General features: G+C 67.4%; 10 protein-coding genes, 2 pseudogenes and 1 other annotated feature. Of the genes and pseudogenes, 3 read left to right on the top strand and 9 right to left on the bottom strand.

What is annotated here, in order from left to right; genetic code table 11:
• Positions 1-197: 197 nt before the first annotated feature.
• The 3 genes from ACVCMI_RS14890 to ACVCMI_RS14880 all read right to left on the bottom strand — a co-directional run bounded on the left by ACVCMI_RS14890 (position 198) and on the right by ACVCMI_RS14880 (position 6,359).
• A complete protein-coding gene (locus ACVCMI_RS14890) occupies positions 198-1,796 on the bottom strand; it encodes an alpha-amylase family glycosyl hydrolase (protein WP_447098303.1) in 1,599 nt (532 codons plus the stop codon).
• Positions 1,797-1,810: 14 nt separating this feature from the next.
• Positions 1,811-3,316, bottom strand: a complete 1,506-nt coding sequence (locus ACVCMI_RS14885; protein ID WP_447098304.1) for a tryptophan halogenase family protein — start codon at positions 3,314-3,316, stop codon at positions 1,811-1,813.
• Between the two features lie 124 nt (positions 3,317-3,440).
• A complete protein-coding gene (locus tag ACVCMI_RS14880) occupies positions 3,441-6,359 on the bottom strand; it encodes a TonB-dependent receptor (RefSeq protein ID WP_395119899.1) in 2,919 nt (972 codons plus the stop codon).
• Positions 6,360-6,839: 480 nt separating this feature from the next.
• Between ACVCMI_RS14880 and ACVCMI_RS14875 the strand changes: the two genes are divergently transcribed.
• Positions 6,840-8,477 (top strand): alpha-glucosidase family protein, encoded by a 1,638-nt coding sequence (locus ACVCMI_RS14875; protein WP_447098305.1) that lies wholly within the window; start codon positions 6,840-6,842, stop codon positions 8,475-8,477.
• A gap of 126 nt (positions 8,478-8,603) precedes the next feature.
• On the opposite strand, the gene ACVCMI_RS14870 is transcribed toward ACVCMI_RS14875, so the two are convergent.
• The 3 genes from ACVCMI_RS14870 to ACVCMI_RS14860 form a co-directional block, all read right to left on the bottom strand.
• On the bottom strand, positions 8,604-10,256 hold the full coding sequence (locus ACVCMI_RS14870; protein ID WP_447098306.1) for a M28 family metallopeptidase: 1,653 nt from the start codon (positions 10,254-10,256) through the stop codon (positions 8,604-8,606).
• A 102-nt stretch (positions 10,257-10,358) separates the two neighbouring features.
• Positions 10,359-10,793 (bottom strand): PepSY domain-containing protein, encoded by a 435-nt coding sequence (locus ACVCMI_RS14865; protein ID WP_447098307.1) that lies wholly within the window; start codon positions 10,791-10,793, stop codon positions 10,359-10,361.
• 216 nt (positions 10,794-11,009) lie between these two features.
• Positions 11,010-11,405: an HU family DNA-binding protein gene (locus ACVCMI_RS14860; RefSeq protein ID WP_447098308.1), complete on the bottom strand. Its 396-nt coding sequence runs from the start codon at positions 11,403-11,405 to the stop codon at positions 11,010-11,012.
• Between the two features lie 323 nt (positions 11,406-11,728).
• On the opposite strand from ACVCMI_RS14860, the gene ACVCMI_RS14855 reads away from it, so the two are divergent.
• Entirely contained in the window at positions 11,729-12,451 is a 723-nt protein-coding gene (locus ACVCMI_RS14855; protein WP_447098309.1) for a DUF3047 domain-containing protein, read from the top strand.
• A gap of 56 nt (positions 12,452-12,507) precedes the next feature.
• Here ACVCMI_RS14855 and ACVCMI_RS14850 read toward each other — a convergent pair whose 3' ends face one another.
• Both ACVCMI_RS14850 and ACVCMI_RS14845 read right to left on the bottom strand, forming a co-directional pair.
• Positions 12,508-12,792: a 2-hydroxyacyl-CoA dehydratase gene (locus tag ACVCMI_RS14850; protein ID WP_447098310.1), complete on the bottom strand. Its 285-nt coding sequence runs from the start codon at positions 12,790-12,792 to the stop codon at positions 12,508-12,510.
• Between the two features lie 65 nt (positions 12,793-12,857).
• The gene (locus tag ACVCMI_RS14845; protein ID WP_447099565.1) at positions 12,858-13,181 is read right to left on the bottom strand and encodes a hypothetical protein; all 324 of its coding nucleotides are present in this window, start codon (positions 13,179-13,181) and stop codon (positions 12,858-12,860) included.
• Between the two features lie 162 nt (positions 13,182-13,343).
• Here ACVCMI_RS14845 and ACVCMI_RS14840 point away from each other — a divergent pair.
• A pseudogene (locus tag ACVCMI_RS14840) lies at positions 13,344-13,816 on the top strand (transposase); the annotation flags it as partial.
• Positions 13,622-13,738: a sequence feature (AL1L pseudoknot), on the top strand. It overlaps the preceding pseudogene by 117 nt.
• 51 nt (positions 13,817-13,867) lie before the next feature.
• On the opposite strand, the pseudogene ACVCMI_RS14835 reads toward ACVCMI_RS14840, so the two are convergent.
• Positions 13,868-14,883, bottom strand: a pseudogene (locus ACVCMI_RS14835) (IS30 family transposase).
• Positions 14,884-14,888 lie beyond the last annotated feature (5 nt).

The following is a 14,888-nucleotide window of genomic DNA, read 5'->3' as shown; positions in this document are numbered from 1 at the left end:
TCCGCAGTGGGGTCGGTGCAGGCTTGCGTTCGAGTGGGAGCCATGTCCCTTCCGCAGGAGCCCGCTCGCGCGCGATGCTCTTGGGTCGGAATTCGGGATTCGGTCCTTCGACAAGCTCAGGATGGCGGGTTCGGGATCCGGCAAAGCCAGAGCATCGCCCGCGAGCGGGCTCCTGCCGTGGTGGCGGTTCTCGCGATTCACTTGGTGCTGGCCGATGCCGTTTGCAGCACCGCCGAGCCGTACGCCGGCAGGTGCAGCACACCTTGCGCCAGCGTAGTCGCGTCCTCGGTACGGGCGCGCACGCCGGCATAGCGTTGCAGGTCGTGCGCAGCGAGCCGGATGGTTTGCGCGCTGCCGGACAGGTTGTGCACCACCAGCACCGCACCGTGCGCATCACGCAGCTCCCACGCGATTAATTGCGGGTTGCCCAAGTCGCGCGTGGTCAGCGCGCCATCACGCAAGGCGCCGATGTGACGGCGCCAGCCGATCAGTTCGCGATAGCGCGTCAGCAGGGAGTGCGGATCATCCTGCTGCGCTTGCACGGTGATGTCCGGGCCGTCGCCGGCACTGAAAGCCTTCCAGTGCGTCTGGTCGGTGCCTTGCGGATCGCGATACCAGCGCATCGGCTCGCGCAGGTCGGGGTCGGGCTTCTTGCCGCGCATGCCGAGTTCTTCGCCGTAGTAGATGAACGGCTCGCCGGGCAGGGTCAGCAGCATCGCGGCGGCGATGCGCATCTGCTGCGGGTTGTCGTGCAGCTGGCTCATCACGCGTTCCTGGTCGTGGTTGGACAGGAACGGCACGTCCATGCCGTATTTGCCGGTGACCGCGTGATAGGCCTGCGTGGTGCCGTCGAGCAGGGCGGGCAGCTTGCCGGCGTGGCCGCTGCGGGCGCTTTCGATCAGCTGCACGGCCAGCGGGAAGTTGAACACGCCGCTGAGCGGCTTGAACCACGGCGCCAGCTCGGCCTCGGTGTCGCGGGTGACTTCGCCCACGACATAAGCCTGCGGATCGACGCTGTCGATGCCGTGGCGGAACTCGCTCCACCAGGCGAGGTTCTTCGCCAGGATCTTCGGGTCGTGGCGCTGGTTCTCGAAGTCGTAATAGACGTGCTGGGCCGCGTCGAGGCGGAAGCCGTCGACGCCGCGCTTCAACCAGAACCGGCCGATGTCGATCATCTCCTTGCGCACGGCCGGGTTGTCGAAGTTCAGGTCCGGCATCTGGTCGACGAAGATGCCGAGGTAGTGCTGCTTGCCCAGCGCGTGCCACGCCGGCGAGCCGGTGGCGCTCACCGCATCGAGATCGGTGTGCCTGTTCGACCACTGGTACCAGTCGTGGTACGGGCTGGCCGGATCGCGCGCGGCCTTGAACCACGGGTGCTCGCTGCTGCTGTGGTTGATGACCAGGTCCATGATGATCCTGATGCCGCGCTTGTGCGCCTCGGCCAGCAGGCGGTCGAAGTCGGCCAGCGTGCCGTACTCGGGGTTGATGCCGCGGTAGTCGGTGACGTCGTAGCCGTGGTAGCTGGGCGAGGGATTGATCGGCATCAGCCAGATGCCGCTGACGCCCAGCGATTGCAGGTAATCGAGTTTCGCGGTGACGCCGTTCAAGTCGCCGATGCCGTCGCCATTGGTGTCGACCCAGCTGCGCACGAAGATTTCGTACCACACGTCGGAGGCGGCCGGCTTCGTGTCCGCGGGTGCCGGCCTGGTGGCGGCGATTGCCGGGCCGGCGATGAGCAGGGCGAGCAAGGCGAGCAGGGCGAGCAAGGCGAGCAGGGCGAGGCGTGATCGAGGCATGGCGAGGTCTCCTTCTAGGGGTCGACGCGGCAGTGGTCGGCGACGAAGCGGGCGTGGTCGGGCATGCTGGCGGCGGCGCGGCCGACCAGGGTGCGGATGTCGCCGAGGAAGCCATCCAGTTGCGTCGCATCCAGTGCGTCGGCGAGCGGGTGATACGCCTGCGGCTCGATGCGCTGGCCGATCATCACCTGCAGCCAGGCGACTTCGGTGAACAGTTCCTCGCGCTCGCGGAAAATCTGTCCGTGGCCGCGGAACAGCGCCAGCTTGCGGGCCAGTCCGGGCGGAATCTCCATGGCCGCGCACTGGCGCCAGAACGGCGTGTCGTCGCGCTCGGTGGCCTTGTAATGCAGGATCAGGAAATCGCGGATGCTTTCGTATTCGAAGCGGGTCTGGCGGTTGTACTCGTCGACCAGCACCGGATCGCATTGGCGGTCGGGGAACATTGCCAGCAGCCGGCTGATGCCGGACTGGATCAGGTGGATGCTGGTCGATTCCAGCGGCTCCATGAAACCGGCCGCGAGGCCCAGCGCCACGCAGTTGCGTTGCCAGGCGTTGCGCCGCATGCCGGTGGTGAAGCGCAGCGGGCGCGGCTCGCCGATCGCCTCGCCGTCGAGGTTCGCCAGCAGCGTCGCGGCGGCCTCGTCGTCGCTCAGGTGCGCACTGGCGTAGACCAGGCCGTTGCCGGTGCGGTGTTGCAACGGCACGCGCCATTGCCAGCCGACGTTGCGCGCGGTGGCGCGGGTGTACGGCCACAGCGGTTCGCTGCGCGCGCAGGCCACGGCCATCGCGCGGTCGCACGGCAGCCAGTGCTGCCAGCTTTCGTAGCCGGTGTGCAGCGCGCCTTCGATCAGCAGGCCGCGGAAGCCCGAGCAGTCGATGAACAGATCGCCTTCGATGCGCTCGCCGCTGGCCAGTCGCACCGATTCGATGAAGCCGTCGCCCTCGCGCAGCTTCACCTCCACCACCTTGCCTTCGATGCGCGTGACCACGGCCGGATCGCAGCGCTTGCGCAGGTACTGGCCGTACAGGCCGGCGTCGAAGTGGTAGGCGTACTTGATGCCGCCCAGCGGCGTGTCGCCGACTTTCTCCATGCGCGCGAAGCGGTGCTCGTTCGCCGCCTGCGTGTTGAGCGAGTAGGCCCATAGGTCGCTGTCGGGATCGCGCCGGCGGTTCCGCAACCAGTAGTGATGGAAGCCGATCAGCCCCAGCGGCAGGCCGATGTCGCTGAAGGCGTGCAGGTAGGAGTCGCCGAGCCGTCCGAAGTTGTTCAACTGCACACCCAGCTTGAACGTGCCGTGGGTGGCCTTGAGCATGTCGTCCTCGTCGATGCCGAGGAACGCATTGATGTGGCGGATCTGCGGGATGGTGGCCTCGCCCACGCCGACGATGCCGATCTCGTCCGACTCGATCAGGCGGATCTGCACCGCCTTGCCCAGCGCCCGGGCGAGCAGGGCGGCCGTCATCCAGCCGGCCGTGCCGCCGCCGACGATCACCACGCGTTGGATGGGTGCTGCGTTCATGCCGTTGCCGTTTCCCCGCTTGCGTCCGGCCCTGAAGTAACCCGCGCCGCCGCGCCTGTCAAAAAAAAGGCCCCGTTGATCTTGCACAACGGGGCCCGCAGGGGAGCAGGTGTGCTGCTAGGTCTTACTGGAACTTGTAGGAGACCCCCAGTTCGTACATGCGGCCGTAGCGTTCCCAGGTCAGCACCTGGCGCGGGTCGTTGTTCTGGAACGTGGTGAAGGTCTTGTTGGACAGGTTGGAACCCTGCGCGATCAGGGTCAGCCCCTTCAGCGAGCCGGAGTCGAAGCTGTAGCTGACCTGGGCGTCGTAGGTGCTGCCGCCCTGGATGGTCTGCTCGATGCGGCTGGCGCTGATGCCCGACACGCGGCCCAGGAAGCTGGAGCGGTAGCTGTCGCTGATGCGCGCCTCGAAGCCCTCGTGCTGGTAGTACAAGGTGCCGTTGGCGACCCACTTGGACAGGCCCGGCACGGTGATCGGGTCGGAGTTGCCCGGGTACACCAGCGAGCTCTTGGTGCGGTTGCCGGTGACGATCACGCCGAAGCCGTTCAGCGGCTGGGCGATCAGGTTGAACGGCAGGTTCAGCGTGAGCTGCGCGCCCTTCACGTAGCCGCGGCCGTCGTTGGTCGGGCCGGAGACGGTGCCCAGCGTGGTGCCCAGCTGGCTCAGCTGATCCGGCGTCAGGCCGAACGGCAGGAACGAGCTGAAGTCGTACAGGTAGGCCGCGTTCGGGTTGATGTAATCCTTCAGCTTGATGAAGTAGCCCGACAACGCGACGTAGCCGCCGCTGCCGCGGCACAGGTCGGAGTTCTTCTGGTCGGCGGAGCTGCACTCGTAGCTGTTGCCGCCGGAGAAGTAGTGCTCGTAGCTGACGTTGTAGTTGTCGGCCATGGTCGGCTTGAGCTTGGCGTTGCCGCCGGACGAGCTGAAATAGGCCTGGTTCGGGTCGGTGCTGGTCAGGTGCGTGATGTTGCCGCTCACCGCCATGCTGGCGTTCATCTGGTCCATGCGCGGGCGGGCCATGGTGCGCGCGGCGCTGACGCGCAGATCATCGCTGGCGGTGAGGCCGAAGATCAGGTTGGCGCTGGGCAGGAACTTGTTGAAGCTGGTGCTGCCCACCACCGGGATCAGCGTGATCGCATTGCCGGTGACCGCGCTTCCCGGCGCCACGCGCTCGCCGGTGGCGCGCTGCGAGGTGTGCGAGGCCTGCACGCCGAAGTTGCCGCGCAGCCCGACGTCGCCGAGGTAGGTGTCCAGGTTGAACTGCACGAACGGGGTGAAGGTCTTCTCGCGCACTTCCCAGTTCGGCGGCAGGTTCAGCGAGGAGCCGAAGGTCGGCACGCTCTGCAGCGTGCCGCTGTCGAGCAGGTTGAACGGGTTGTAGCAGAGCTGCGAGGCCACGCCCATCCACGCCAGCGGGCTGCATGGTGTGCCGCTGAACGGCGCGGTGGTGACCGCGGTGCCGCCGCTGATGGTGCCGCCGCCCAGGGTGAGGAAGCTCTGGTCGATGTGGTAGGTCTTGTTGCGCGTGCTGTGCGCCACGCCGAATTCCACGCTGGCGATCGGGCCGCTGGCGAAGCTGCGCTGCGCGGCGAGGCGCAGGTTGGCAAGGTAGTCGACGGTGTGCGGCGCGTTGATGAAGCCGGCCTGCACCACGTCGTTGCCGCCGCCCCAGCCTTGCGGATCGGTCAGCACGACGCCCTGGGTGTAGTCGAGCGTCGGGAAGAAATAGAACAGGCCGCTGTCGATCTGGTTGAAGCCGATCGTGTCGAGTGCGCCGTTGGCCGCCGTGAAGCCGGTGCCGGAGTAGCTCTCCAGGTTGATGTCGTCGCGGGTGGCGCGCGAGTAGTTGACGTCGGCGTCGATCGACCAGTTCTCGTTGATGGTGAACTGGTTGTCCCAGTTGAAGTTGTAGACCCGCGCCTTGGTGCGGTTGTAGTCGTTGCGGATCACCGGCTTGACGTTGGTGTACGCAGCGCTGGTGATGAAACCGTCCTGCACCGTGCCGCCCGGCTGCAGCTGCGCGGAGCTCCAGAACAGCGGGAACTCCATGCCCTTGGCCTGCTGCACTTCCTTGAAATCGTCGAAGGTGAGGTCGACGGTGCCGGTGTAGTGCTCGTTCGGCCGCCACTGCACGGTGGCGAGCAGGCCGCTGCGCTTCATCGAATCGGTGATGCCGTAGTTCTTCGAGCCGCCGATGACGTAGTTGCCGTTGGCGTCGGTGGGGTAGCCCCACGGCTGCTGATGCTCGATCTGCGACGGGCTGTCTTCCAGGTCCACGCCCAGCGTCACGCCCAGCGTGTTGTTGGCGAACTGGTGCACCCACACGCCGTTGACGTTGTGACCCTTGTTGCTCACGCCCGGGCCGTCGGCGAGCTGCGACATGCCGTTCCAGATGTAGCGCGCGTTGATCGCCGCCTCCGGGCCGTTCTTGTCCAGCGGGCGGATGGTATGCATGTCCACCGTGCCGGTGAGACCCTGGCCGATCAGGTTTGCCGACGGCGACAGGTGCACCACCACGTTGTCGAACCAGCTCGACGGGTACTGGTCGAACTGCACGTCGCGGTTGTTGGAGGTGGACACCTGCTGGCCGCCGTTGATCAGCGCGGTGGAGAAGTCCGGGCCCAGGCCGTGGATGGTCAGCACCTGCGGACGGCCGCTGACGGTCTGCACGGCGAGGCCGGGCAGGCGACCCAGCGCATCGGCGATGGACACGCCCGGCAACTTGCCGACCTGCTCGGCGGACACCGCCTCGACGATGGTGCTGGCGTTGCGCTTCAGCGCGGTGGAGTTCTCGATACTGCTGATGAAGCCCTTCACCTCGACTGCCTGCAGCTGCTTGGCGTTGTCCTTGGCGGAGCGGCGGCGATCCTTGTCGGCCTTGGTATCCGTCGTGGTCGCATCCTGGGTCTGGGCGTCCTGGGCCTGGGTGTCCTGCGCAGCGGTCGCGCTGCTGGCCCGCGGGGCGGCAGCGTGGGCAGGAATGAATGCGCAGAAACCGACCGATGCCAGCGCCAAGGCAAGCACGTTGTGTTTGAGTATCACCGTTGTCCCCTCCCAGGGTAAGTACTGCAGGTCTTGTGACGATCGTGATGGTCTGTTCGGAACTCGCGGGCCGCTGCCGTCGAACATGCGGCGGTCGACTCCGTGAGGCCGATGTTAGGACGGCTGCGTCGGAGCGAGCCGTTCATGCATACGTATTCATTCTGCTGCGCCGCGTCGCAAGGCCTCGCCCGGGGCGTCGCGGCCTGTCGAAGCGGCATGTCTGCGCCGGACGCTGCGCGTCGATGCCGGAGCGGCGCGAATGCAGGCGCGGCGCGGCGTGCGCCGGTTCCGGCCGCTGTTCGTTTGGACGTCCAAACGCCGTGGTAGCCACTGATGCTGCGTAGCGGCAGCGGCGATCCATGAATACGTATGCACGATCGCGGCAGGCCTGTCTGCAGCCGCTAAGCTGCTCGCCAACCCCGACAGGTTCGCCACGCGGCGTGTCCTGCAGCCCCGGGTGGCAACGGCATGGACAGGCGAATGAGCAATGCCCCGTGGTGGCGTGGCGCCATCATCTACCAGATCTACCCGCGCAGCTTTCTCGACACCGACGGGGACGGGGTGGGAGATCTGCCCGGCATCGTCGAGCGGCTCGACTACGTGGCCGAGCTTGGCGTGGACGCGATCTGGGTGGCGCCGTTCTTCAAGTCGCCGATGGCGGATTTCGGCTACGACATCGCCGATTACCGCGAGGTCGATCCGCTGTTCGGCACGCTGGAGGATTTCGACCGCCTGCTGCACAAGGCGCACGGGCTGGGGTTGAAGGTGATGATCGACCAGGTGCTCAGCCATACCTCGGCCGAGCACGCATGGTTCCGCGAAAGCCGGCAGAGCCGCGACAACCCGAAGGCCGACTGGTACGTGTGGGCCGACGCCCGGCCCGACGGCACGCCGCCGAACAACTGGCTGTCGCTGTTCGGCGGCAGTGCATGGCAGTGGGAGCCGCGCCGCGGCCAGTACTACCTGCACAACTTCCTCGCCTCGCAGCCGGACCTGAACTTCCATCACCCCGACGTGCGCGCGGCCACGCTGGACAACGTGCGCTTCTGGCTGGACAAGGGTGTGGACGGCGTGCGCCTGGACGCGATCAACTTCTGCTTCCACGACCGCCAGCTGCGCGACAACCCGCCCAAGCCGAGCGAGCAGCGCGTCGGCCGCGGCTTCAGCCCGGCCAACCCGTACGCGTTCCAGTACCACTACTACAACAACACGCAGCCGGAGAACCTGGGCTTTCTCGCCGAGCTGCGCACGCTGATGGACGGCTATGCGGACGTGGCCGCGCTGGGCGAGATCTCCTCGGAGGATTCGCTGGCCACCATGGCCGAGTACACCATGCATGGCCGCCTGCACATGGGCTACAGCTTCGAGCTGCTCACCGAGGATTTCAGCGCGGCGCACATCCGCGGCACGGTGCGCCAGCTGGAGGCGCAGATGACCGAAGGCTGGCCGTGCTGGGCCATCTCCAACCACGACGTGGAGCGCGTGCTCAGCCGCTGGGGCAACGGCGACGCCTCCGCGCAGCTGGCCAACCTGTTCACCGCGATGGTCTGCTCGCTGCGCGGCTCGGTGTGCATCTACCAGGGCGAAGAGCTGGGCCTGACCGAGGCCGACGTGCCGTACGAGTCGTTGCGCGACCCCTATGGCATCGCGTTCTGGCCGCAGTTCAAGGGCCGCGACGGTTGCCGCACGCCGATGCCGTGGAGCGACGACGACGCGCAGGCCGGCTTCAGCCATGGCATGCCGTGGCTGCCGGTGCCGGAGGAACACCGCGCCCGCGCGGTGGCGCAGCAGCAGGGTGATCCGCAGTCGGTGCTCAACGGTTTCCGCACCTTCATGCGCTGGCGCCAGGCCCACCCGGCGCTGCGCTGGGGCGACATCGAATTCCTGGACACGCCCGAGCCGGTGCTGGCCTTCCTGCGCCGGCTGCGGGACGACACCGTGCTGGTGGTGTTCAACCTCGGCGCCACGGCCACGGAGCTGGCCTTGCCTCCCCTGCCCGGGGCGGCGACCGCGCTCGACGGCCATGGCCTGCAGGCCGGCACGATGCGGGACGGCAAGCTGCACCTGCCCGGCCACGGCGCCTGGTTCGCGCGCCTTTCCGCACCCGACCACGGGTAGGAGCCCGCTCGCGGGCGATGCGCCTGCGGCGGGAATCACGAAAGCATCGCCCGCGAGCGGGCTCCTGGGCGAAGGGCGGACACGACGACGCCGCGCCGGTGACCGGCGCGGCGTCGTGTGGGGCGCTTACTTGCGCTGGTCGGCCGTCGCCTCGCGTGCGGCGCGGAACTCCGAATCCTTGCTCCAGCCCGGCCACTGGTCCGAGTTCGCCAGCTGGCTGCCGACGGTGTAGAGCAGTTGCAGGTCGCGCGCCATGCCGGTGAACGGCCAGCTCGCCTGCCACTCGTCGGAGGGCTGGTGGTAGTGCTTGGCGGTGTATTCCTTGCCCGCCGCTTCGCCCGCCTTCAGCCCGCCGTCGATGCGGTCTTCGCCCGAGCCGAACGACACCGCCGGCACGCCGCGCTTGGCGAAGGAGAAGTGGTCGGAGCGGAAGAAGTAGCCCGCTTCCGGGTGCGAGTCCGGGGTGTAGACCATGCCGAACTTCTTCGCCGTCGTGACCAGGTCGTCGAGCAGGCCGAGCTTGGCGTTGCCGGAGATGGTGAAGTCGCGGGTGGGGCCGTGCGGGTCGAGCGCGTCCATGTTGATCACGCCGGCGGTGGTGGCCAGCGGGTACAGCGGGTGGCTGGCGTAGTACTCCGAGCCGAGCAGGCCCTTTTCCTCGGCGGTGACATTGAGGAACACCACGCTGCGCTCCGGCTGCGGCGCGTGCGCGAAGGCGCGGCCCATCTCGATCAGCGCCGCGGTGCCGGTGGCGTTGTCCACCGCGCCGTTGTAGATGCGGTCGCCGGTGCCGTCGGGCAGGCCGATGCCCAGGTGGTCCCAGTGCGCGCTGTAGATCACCGTCTGGTCGGGATGCTTGCTGCCGATCACGCGCCCGACGATGTTGTGCGAGGTGATCACGCTCTTGTCGACCTTGAAATTGGCCGAGAGGCTTTCGCCCTTCAGCGCGATCGGCTTGAACGCGCGCGTCTGCGCCAGCTTCTTGGCGCTGTCGAAATCCAGCCCCGCGTGCTTGAACAGCTGCACCGCGAGGTCGCGCTGGATCCATCCTTCCAGCCGCGGGTGGGAGTCGCCCGGCTTGTCGCGCACGATGTCGAACATGGTGTTGGTGTTGGAGTTCTTCACCGTGGCCCAGCCGTAGGAGGCCGGCGCGGTCTCGTGGATCACCAGCAGGCCCAGCGCACCTTGGCGCGCGGCCTCCTCGTATTTGTAGGTCCAGCGGCCGTAATAGGTCATGGCCTTGCCGCCGAAGTCGCCCTTGCCGGTTTCGAAATCCGGGTCGTTGACCAGCACCACCGCGATCTTGCCGTGCAGGTCGACGCCCTTGAAGTCGTCCCAGTCGCGCTCCGGCGCCTTCACGCCGTAGCCGACGAAGACCAGCGGCGCATGGCTGATGTCGACCGAACTGGCGCCGTCCATCGGCGCGCGGATGGCGATCTGCTCGCCTTGGGTGAGCGGCTCGGTCTTGTCGCCGAGGGTCAGGCTGAGTTCGGGCTTGCCGATGATCTCGGTGCGCAGCAGCGGCACCGCCTGCGTCCACAGCCGCTTGCCGTCCTTGAGGTCGCCGCCCGGTTGCAGGCCGGCGGCCTTCATCTGTTCGACCACGTAGTCGATGGTGCGCGTCTCCGCCGGCGTGGCCGGGCCGCGGCCCTCGAAGGCATCCGAGGACAGCGTCTTGACCTCGTCGGAGAGGCGCTGCGTGCTGAAGGTGGGGACATCGGCGGCCTGTGCTGCGGCACAGGCGCCGATGACGAGCGCGGAAAGGAGCAATCGCTTCACGGGCAATCCGTCACATGGGGAAGGGAATCCCGATACTAGTCAACTCGCCGGTACCGGTCCATTTCCCCGCGTCCATTTCCCGCGGCCCGTGCCGCGCGGGCGCTATTCGATGCCGATCACCTTGCCGGTGTGCGCATCGATGCGCAGCTTGACCTTCTTGCCTGCCGGGTTGTCGGCCTTGGCTTTCCAGATGCCCTCGTCGAAATCCACGTCGTGCACGTCGGTGTAGCCCTGGGTGGACAGCGCCGCTTCCACGTCGTGCCTGCTCAGGTTGGAGACTGCCGTGTCGGGATAGATCTCCCCGGTGCTGGCGTCGATGCGCACGTCCAGGTCGTTGCCGTCGGCGCTGTCCGCCTCGGCCTTCCACATGCCGTCCTTGAACTTCAGGTCATGCACGTCGGTGTAGCCCTGGGCGGTGAGCCGGGCGCGTACCTGCGCTTCGGTCATGGCCTGTTGCGCGATCGCGACCTGGAAGGCACCCAGCGACAGCAGGCCGATGCCCGCGGCAAGGGCGAGGGAGGGGAACGTCGGTTTCATGGCGCACCTCGATGCTTGCGGAAAGCCCCGAGTCTTGGGCGCCGGGCGAAAACATCCGGTGAACGCGGGCGTGAATCCCCGCCAACGGTTCAGCAAGGTGATCGGCCATGCCGCAAACGCGACGCCGCCGCCCGGTGTGAGCCGGACGGCGGCGCGCGGGTGGATCAGACGGTGTCGATCAGTCCGGGTCGATCGACCCGGGTCGACACCCGCGCATCAGAGCGCGGCGTCCTTCAGCTTCTTCAGCGGACGCACCTTGACCTTCACCGTGGCGGGCTTGGCCGCAAACACCTGCTCCTCGCCGGTGAACGGGTTCTTGCCCTTGCGCTTCGGCTTGGCCGGCACCTTGACGGCGTTGATCTTGAACAGGCCGGGCAGGGTGAACTGGCCCACGCCCTTCTTGTGCACCGAAGCGAGCACGGCCGACTCCAGGCCGGCGAGCACGGCCTTGACCGTCTTCGCGTCGACGTTGGCCTGGGCGGCGACGTGGGCGATCAGCCCGGACTTCGACAGGCTCTCGCCGATCGGCTTGACCGGCGCGGCGGACTTGGCGGCGGCAGGCTTCTTGGCAGCCTTGGCGGGAGCTTTCTTGGCAGTGGTTTTGGTAGCCATTAGTTGATCTCGATAGTAGGAAACCCCGGCTTTCTGGGCTCGGAGGCCTTGCGGCCCGCACAATGTAGCGAAAATTTAGGGGTTTGACGCAACTGTGGCGCCTCAAGCGCGAATTTTTATTCGCGGTGTGGCAGGCGCGGCGGCGCGCAGGTGCGCGGCGGCAGTTCATCCACGCCCGCTGCACGCGGCACCGGTATGCTCCCCGCTCGCTTGTCTGCCGGCTTGTTGCCATGATGAAAACCTCCGTTTCCCGTTGGCTCCCTGGCCGGATCACGCGCGATCGCGCGAGTGGCGGGCGAGGCTCGCGGTGGTCGTGGCGGGCGATGATCGCGCTGCTCGCGCTGGCGCCCGTGGCGTGGGCCGCGACGGCTGCGGCGCCGGTCACCCTGCGCTTTTCCGGCACCGCGCCGGGCAGTGCGCTGCCCGAGGGCTGGAAGGCCTATGCGATGTCGCGGCATCGTCCGATCGCGCGCATGGCGATCGTGCGCGACGGCGGCGACAGCGTGTTCAACATCGACGCCAACCACGCCGCCGGCGCCATCGCCCATGCACTGGACCTGCCCGCCGCCAGCACGCTGACCTGGCGCTGGAAAGTCGACCGCAGCGTGGCGGCGGCGGACATGTCCAGGAAGCAGGGCGACGATTTCGCCGCGCGCGTCTACGTGTTCTTCGACGTGCCGCGCTCCAGTCTCTCGTGGCTGCAACGCATGAAACTGAAACTGGCCAGCCGCTCGCTCGGCCACGCCATGCCCACGGCGGCCCTGTGCTACGTGTGGGACAACCGCCACCCGATCGGCACCATCGCGCCCAGTCCGTTTTCGCCCCTGATGCGCACCATCGTCCTGCAGAGCGGCAACGCCCGCGCCGGCACCTGGCAAATGCAGCACCGCGATCTTGCCGCCGACTACCTGGCCGCGTTCGGCCGCCCGGCACCGCGCGTCACCGGCATCGCGCTCTCCGCCGACACAGACAACACCGGCGGCCACGTACAGGCCTGGTTCGGCGACGTGACGCTCACGCCGGCCGCGTCGAAACCCAAGCCGTAGGGCGGGCACCGCCCGCCGGCCGCTTCGCGGCATGACGATGGCGGGCCGTGCCCGCCCTACGATTTCGGCTTGGCCAGACGGCGCGGCTTGGCTTGCGCGGCGACGATCAGTTCCTGCAGGTAGGCGATGCCTTCCTCCTCGGGGAAGAAGGCGACCACGTCGGCCACGCTGAGTCCGTAACGTTTGCGCAGGGCGAGGAACTCCTCGCGGGCCTGCGCCAGACGCTGCTCGGCAGCGGCTTTCTTGCCGAGCGGCCCGGACGGAGCGGGCGACTGGGTCTTGCGTTCGAGTTGGGCGAGTTCTTCCTGGAACTGGCGGAAGTCGTACTTCGAGGCGGTCATCGGGTCACTGTTCGGGGCGGGGGCCGCGCATTTTCGCATGGCCGCCGCGCCGGCGGCTCGCGTCCTCAGGCGGCGCTGCGGGCGCCCCAGTTCGTGCCGGCGGAACGGCCGCGGTGACGTGCCGCGGCATACGCTCGTGAAAAACGCGCGGCGCAGCTGTCGTCCTTCGTCACCTCCGCCGGGGCTGCGGCGACCCTCGGTGCGGGTTCGCCAGCAATGGCGGGCGCGGGCTGCGATGGGCCGGAGCAGGCATGCTGCAAGGCTTGCTGCAAGGCCTGCTCGCCGGCCTGCCCGGTCAGCGCCATGCGGCACGCGGCGTGGCGCATCAGGAAATGGATCGCCAACTCTTCCGGCGAATTCGGCGCGGTGCGATCGATGACTTCTTCCATGGCTGCTTCTCGATGACGGAACCGGGGCGGTTCACTGAAACCAGCAGCAGAAACCGTGCCAAGTGAGAACTGCGTCACAAGATCGGGCCTCGTCGACCGCGGTCCTCCGAACTGAATCGCCCCGGGTTCTGAGGAGGCTCCCACTCTTGAGAGGATGGAGCCATGAACAAGTCCACGAAGTTTTCCCCTGAGGTCCGCGGGCGCGTGGTGCGCATGGTGCAGGAGCACCGCGGTGAGTACCCATCGCTGTGGGCCGCCGTGGAGTCGATCGCTCCGAAGTTTGGCTGCGTGCCGCAGACGTTGCTGAGCTGGGTCCAGCGGCACGAGATCGACAGCGGCGTACGCGAGGGCGTGACCACCGCCGAAGCGAAGCGCGTGAAGGAGCTGGAGCGCGAGAACAAGGAGCTGCGCCGGGCCAACGAGATCCTGAAGCTGGCCAGCGCTTTTTTTGCCCAGGCGGAGCTCGACCGCAAACTCAAGTCCTGAGGGCCTTCGTCGACGCGCATCGCGCCACGTTCGGGGTCGAGCCGTTCTGCAAGGTATTGCAGATCGCCCCGTCGGGCTATCGGCGGCATGCCGCGCAGGTGCGTGAACCGCACCGCCGCTGTGCCCGGTCCAACCACCACCGCCTGCTCGGATCAATCGGCTATATCCCCCCCCGGCAGAGGCCGAGGCAAGCCTTGGTCTCAACTTGCAAGCGCAACACCCGGTGAGAATTTCGCCATCTCCTCGGCCAGGGCTTCCTCCGGGGTTCTCCATCCCAGCGTTTGCCTCGGCCGGCCGTTGAGCAGGCGGGCGATGTCGTTGAGCAACGTCTGGCTGGCAATCGACAGGTCGCTGCCCTTGGGCAGGAATTGGCGCAACAGCCCGTTGGTGTTCTCGTTGCTGCCGCGCTGCCACGGCGCATGCGGATCGCAGAACCAGATGTCCATCTTCAACCGCTGGCTCAGCTCCCGGAAGTTGGCCATCTCGCTGCCGCGATCGTAGGTCAGGCTCTCGCGCAGGAAGGCCGGCAGCTTCTTCATCTGGCGAGTGAAGCCTTCCACCGCATCCGCCGCTGTGCAGCCGTCCATGCGACAGAGCACCACGAAGCGTGTCTTGCGTTCCACCAGCACGCTACCGCAGAGCGGTTGTAGGCGCCCTTGATGAAGTCGCCTTCCCAGTGGCCGGGCGCCAGACGATTCTCAATGTGTTCCGGTCGATTCTCGATCCGCAGCGCTTCCGGCACAAAGCTGCAGGCCGAGGCCGTTGTCCTGCGGCGCCCACGCCTGGGCTTCGACTGGCGCAGCGCGGCGACCATGCCCTGCTTCAGCGCGCCTCGCGGCTGGGCGTAGATGGTCGCGTAGATCGTTTCGTGGCTGACCAGGCCGGGGCGTTCGGACTCGGGCATCTGGCGCAGTCTGGCGGCAATCTGCTGCGGCGACCAGCGGGAGAACACAAGCCGATCGTGGACGTGCTGGTAGAGCGCCGTGCCGGGCGTCAGCAGCAGCGAGCGCCGACTTGCGCCGCGACGTTCGCGATAGCCTTCAGCAGCCCGCGTCGCGTCGTACATTCCGGGCCCGGCGCGCCGCAGCTCACGCGAAAGAGTCGACGGCGAACGGCCCAGCCGGCGAGCAATCGAGCGTAGGCTGCTGCCGTTCTGGCGCTCGATCATGATCATCGCGCGATCTTCGGGACTCAGGTGATGGTAGGTTCTGCGCATGGCAA

It is taken from the genome of Rhodanobacter sp. UC4448_H15, from assembly GCF_052978265.1.
This window is presented reverse-complemented; position numbering and strand designations above follow the sequence as displayed.

Bases quoted from the DNA above. Each gene is read 5' to 3' on its own strand.
- ACVCMI_RS14890 (WP_447098303.1), bottom strand. From the start codon at position 1,796: ATGCCTCGATCACGCCTCGCCCTGCTCGCCTTGCTCGCCCTGCTCGCC.
- ACVCMI_RS14885 (WP_447098304.1), bottom strand. From the start codon at position 3,316: ATGAACGCAGCACCCATCCAACGCGTGGTGATCGTCGGCGGCGGCACG.
- ACVCMI_RS14875 (WP_447098305.1), top strand. From the start codon at position 6,840: ATGAGCAATGCCCCGTGGTGGCGTGGCGCCATCATCTACCAGATCTAC.
- ACVCMI_RS14865 (WP_447098307.1), bottom strand. From the start codon at position 10,793: ATGAAACCGACGTTCCCCTCCCTCGCCCTTGCCGCGGGCATCGGCCTG.
- ACVCMI_RS14860 (WP_447098308.1), bottom strand. From the start codon at position 11,405: ATGGCTACCAAAACCACTGCCAAGAAAGCTCCCGCCAAGGCTGCCAAG.
- ACVCMI_RS14855 (WP_447098309.1), top strand. From the start codon at position 11,729: ATGATCGCGCTGCTCGCGCTGGCGCCCGTGGCGTGGGCCGCGACGGCT.
- ACVCMI_RS14850 (WP_447098310.1), bottom strand. From the start codon at position 12,792: ATGACCGCCTCGAAGTACGACTTCCGCCAGTTCCAGGAAGAACTCGCC.
- ACVCMI_RS14845 (WP_447099565.1), bottom strand. From the start codon at position 13,181: ATGGAAGAAGTCATCGATCGCACCGCGCCGAATTCGCCGGAAGAGTTG.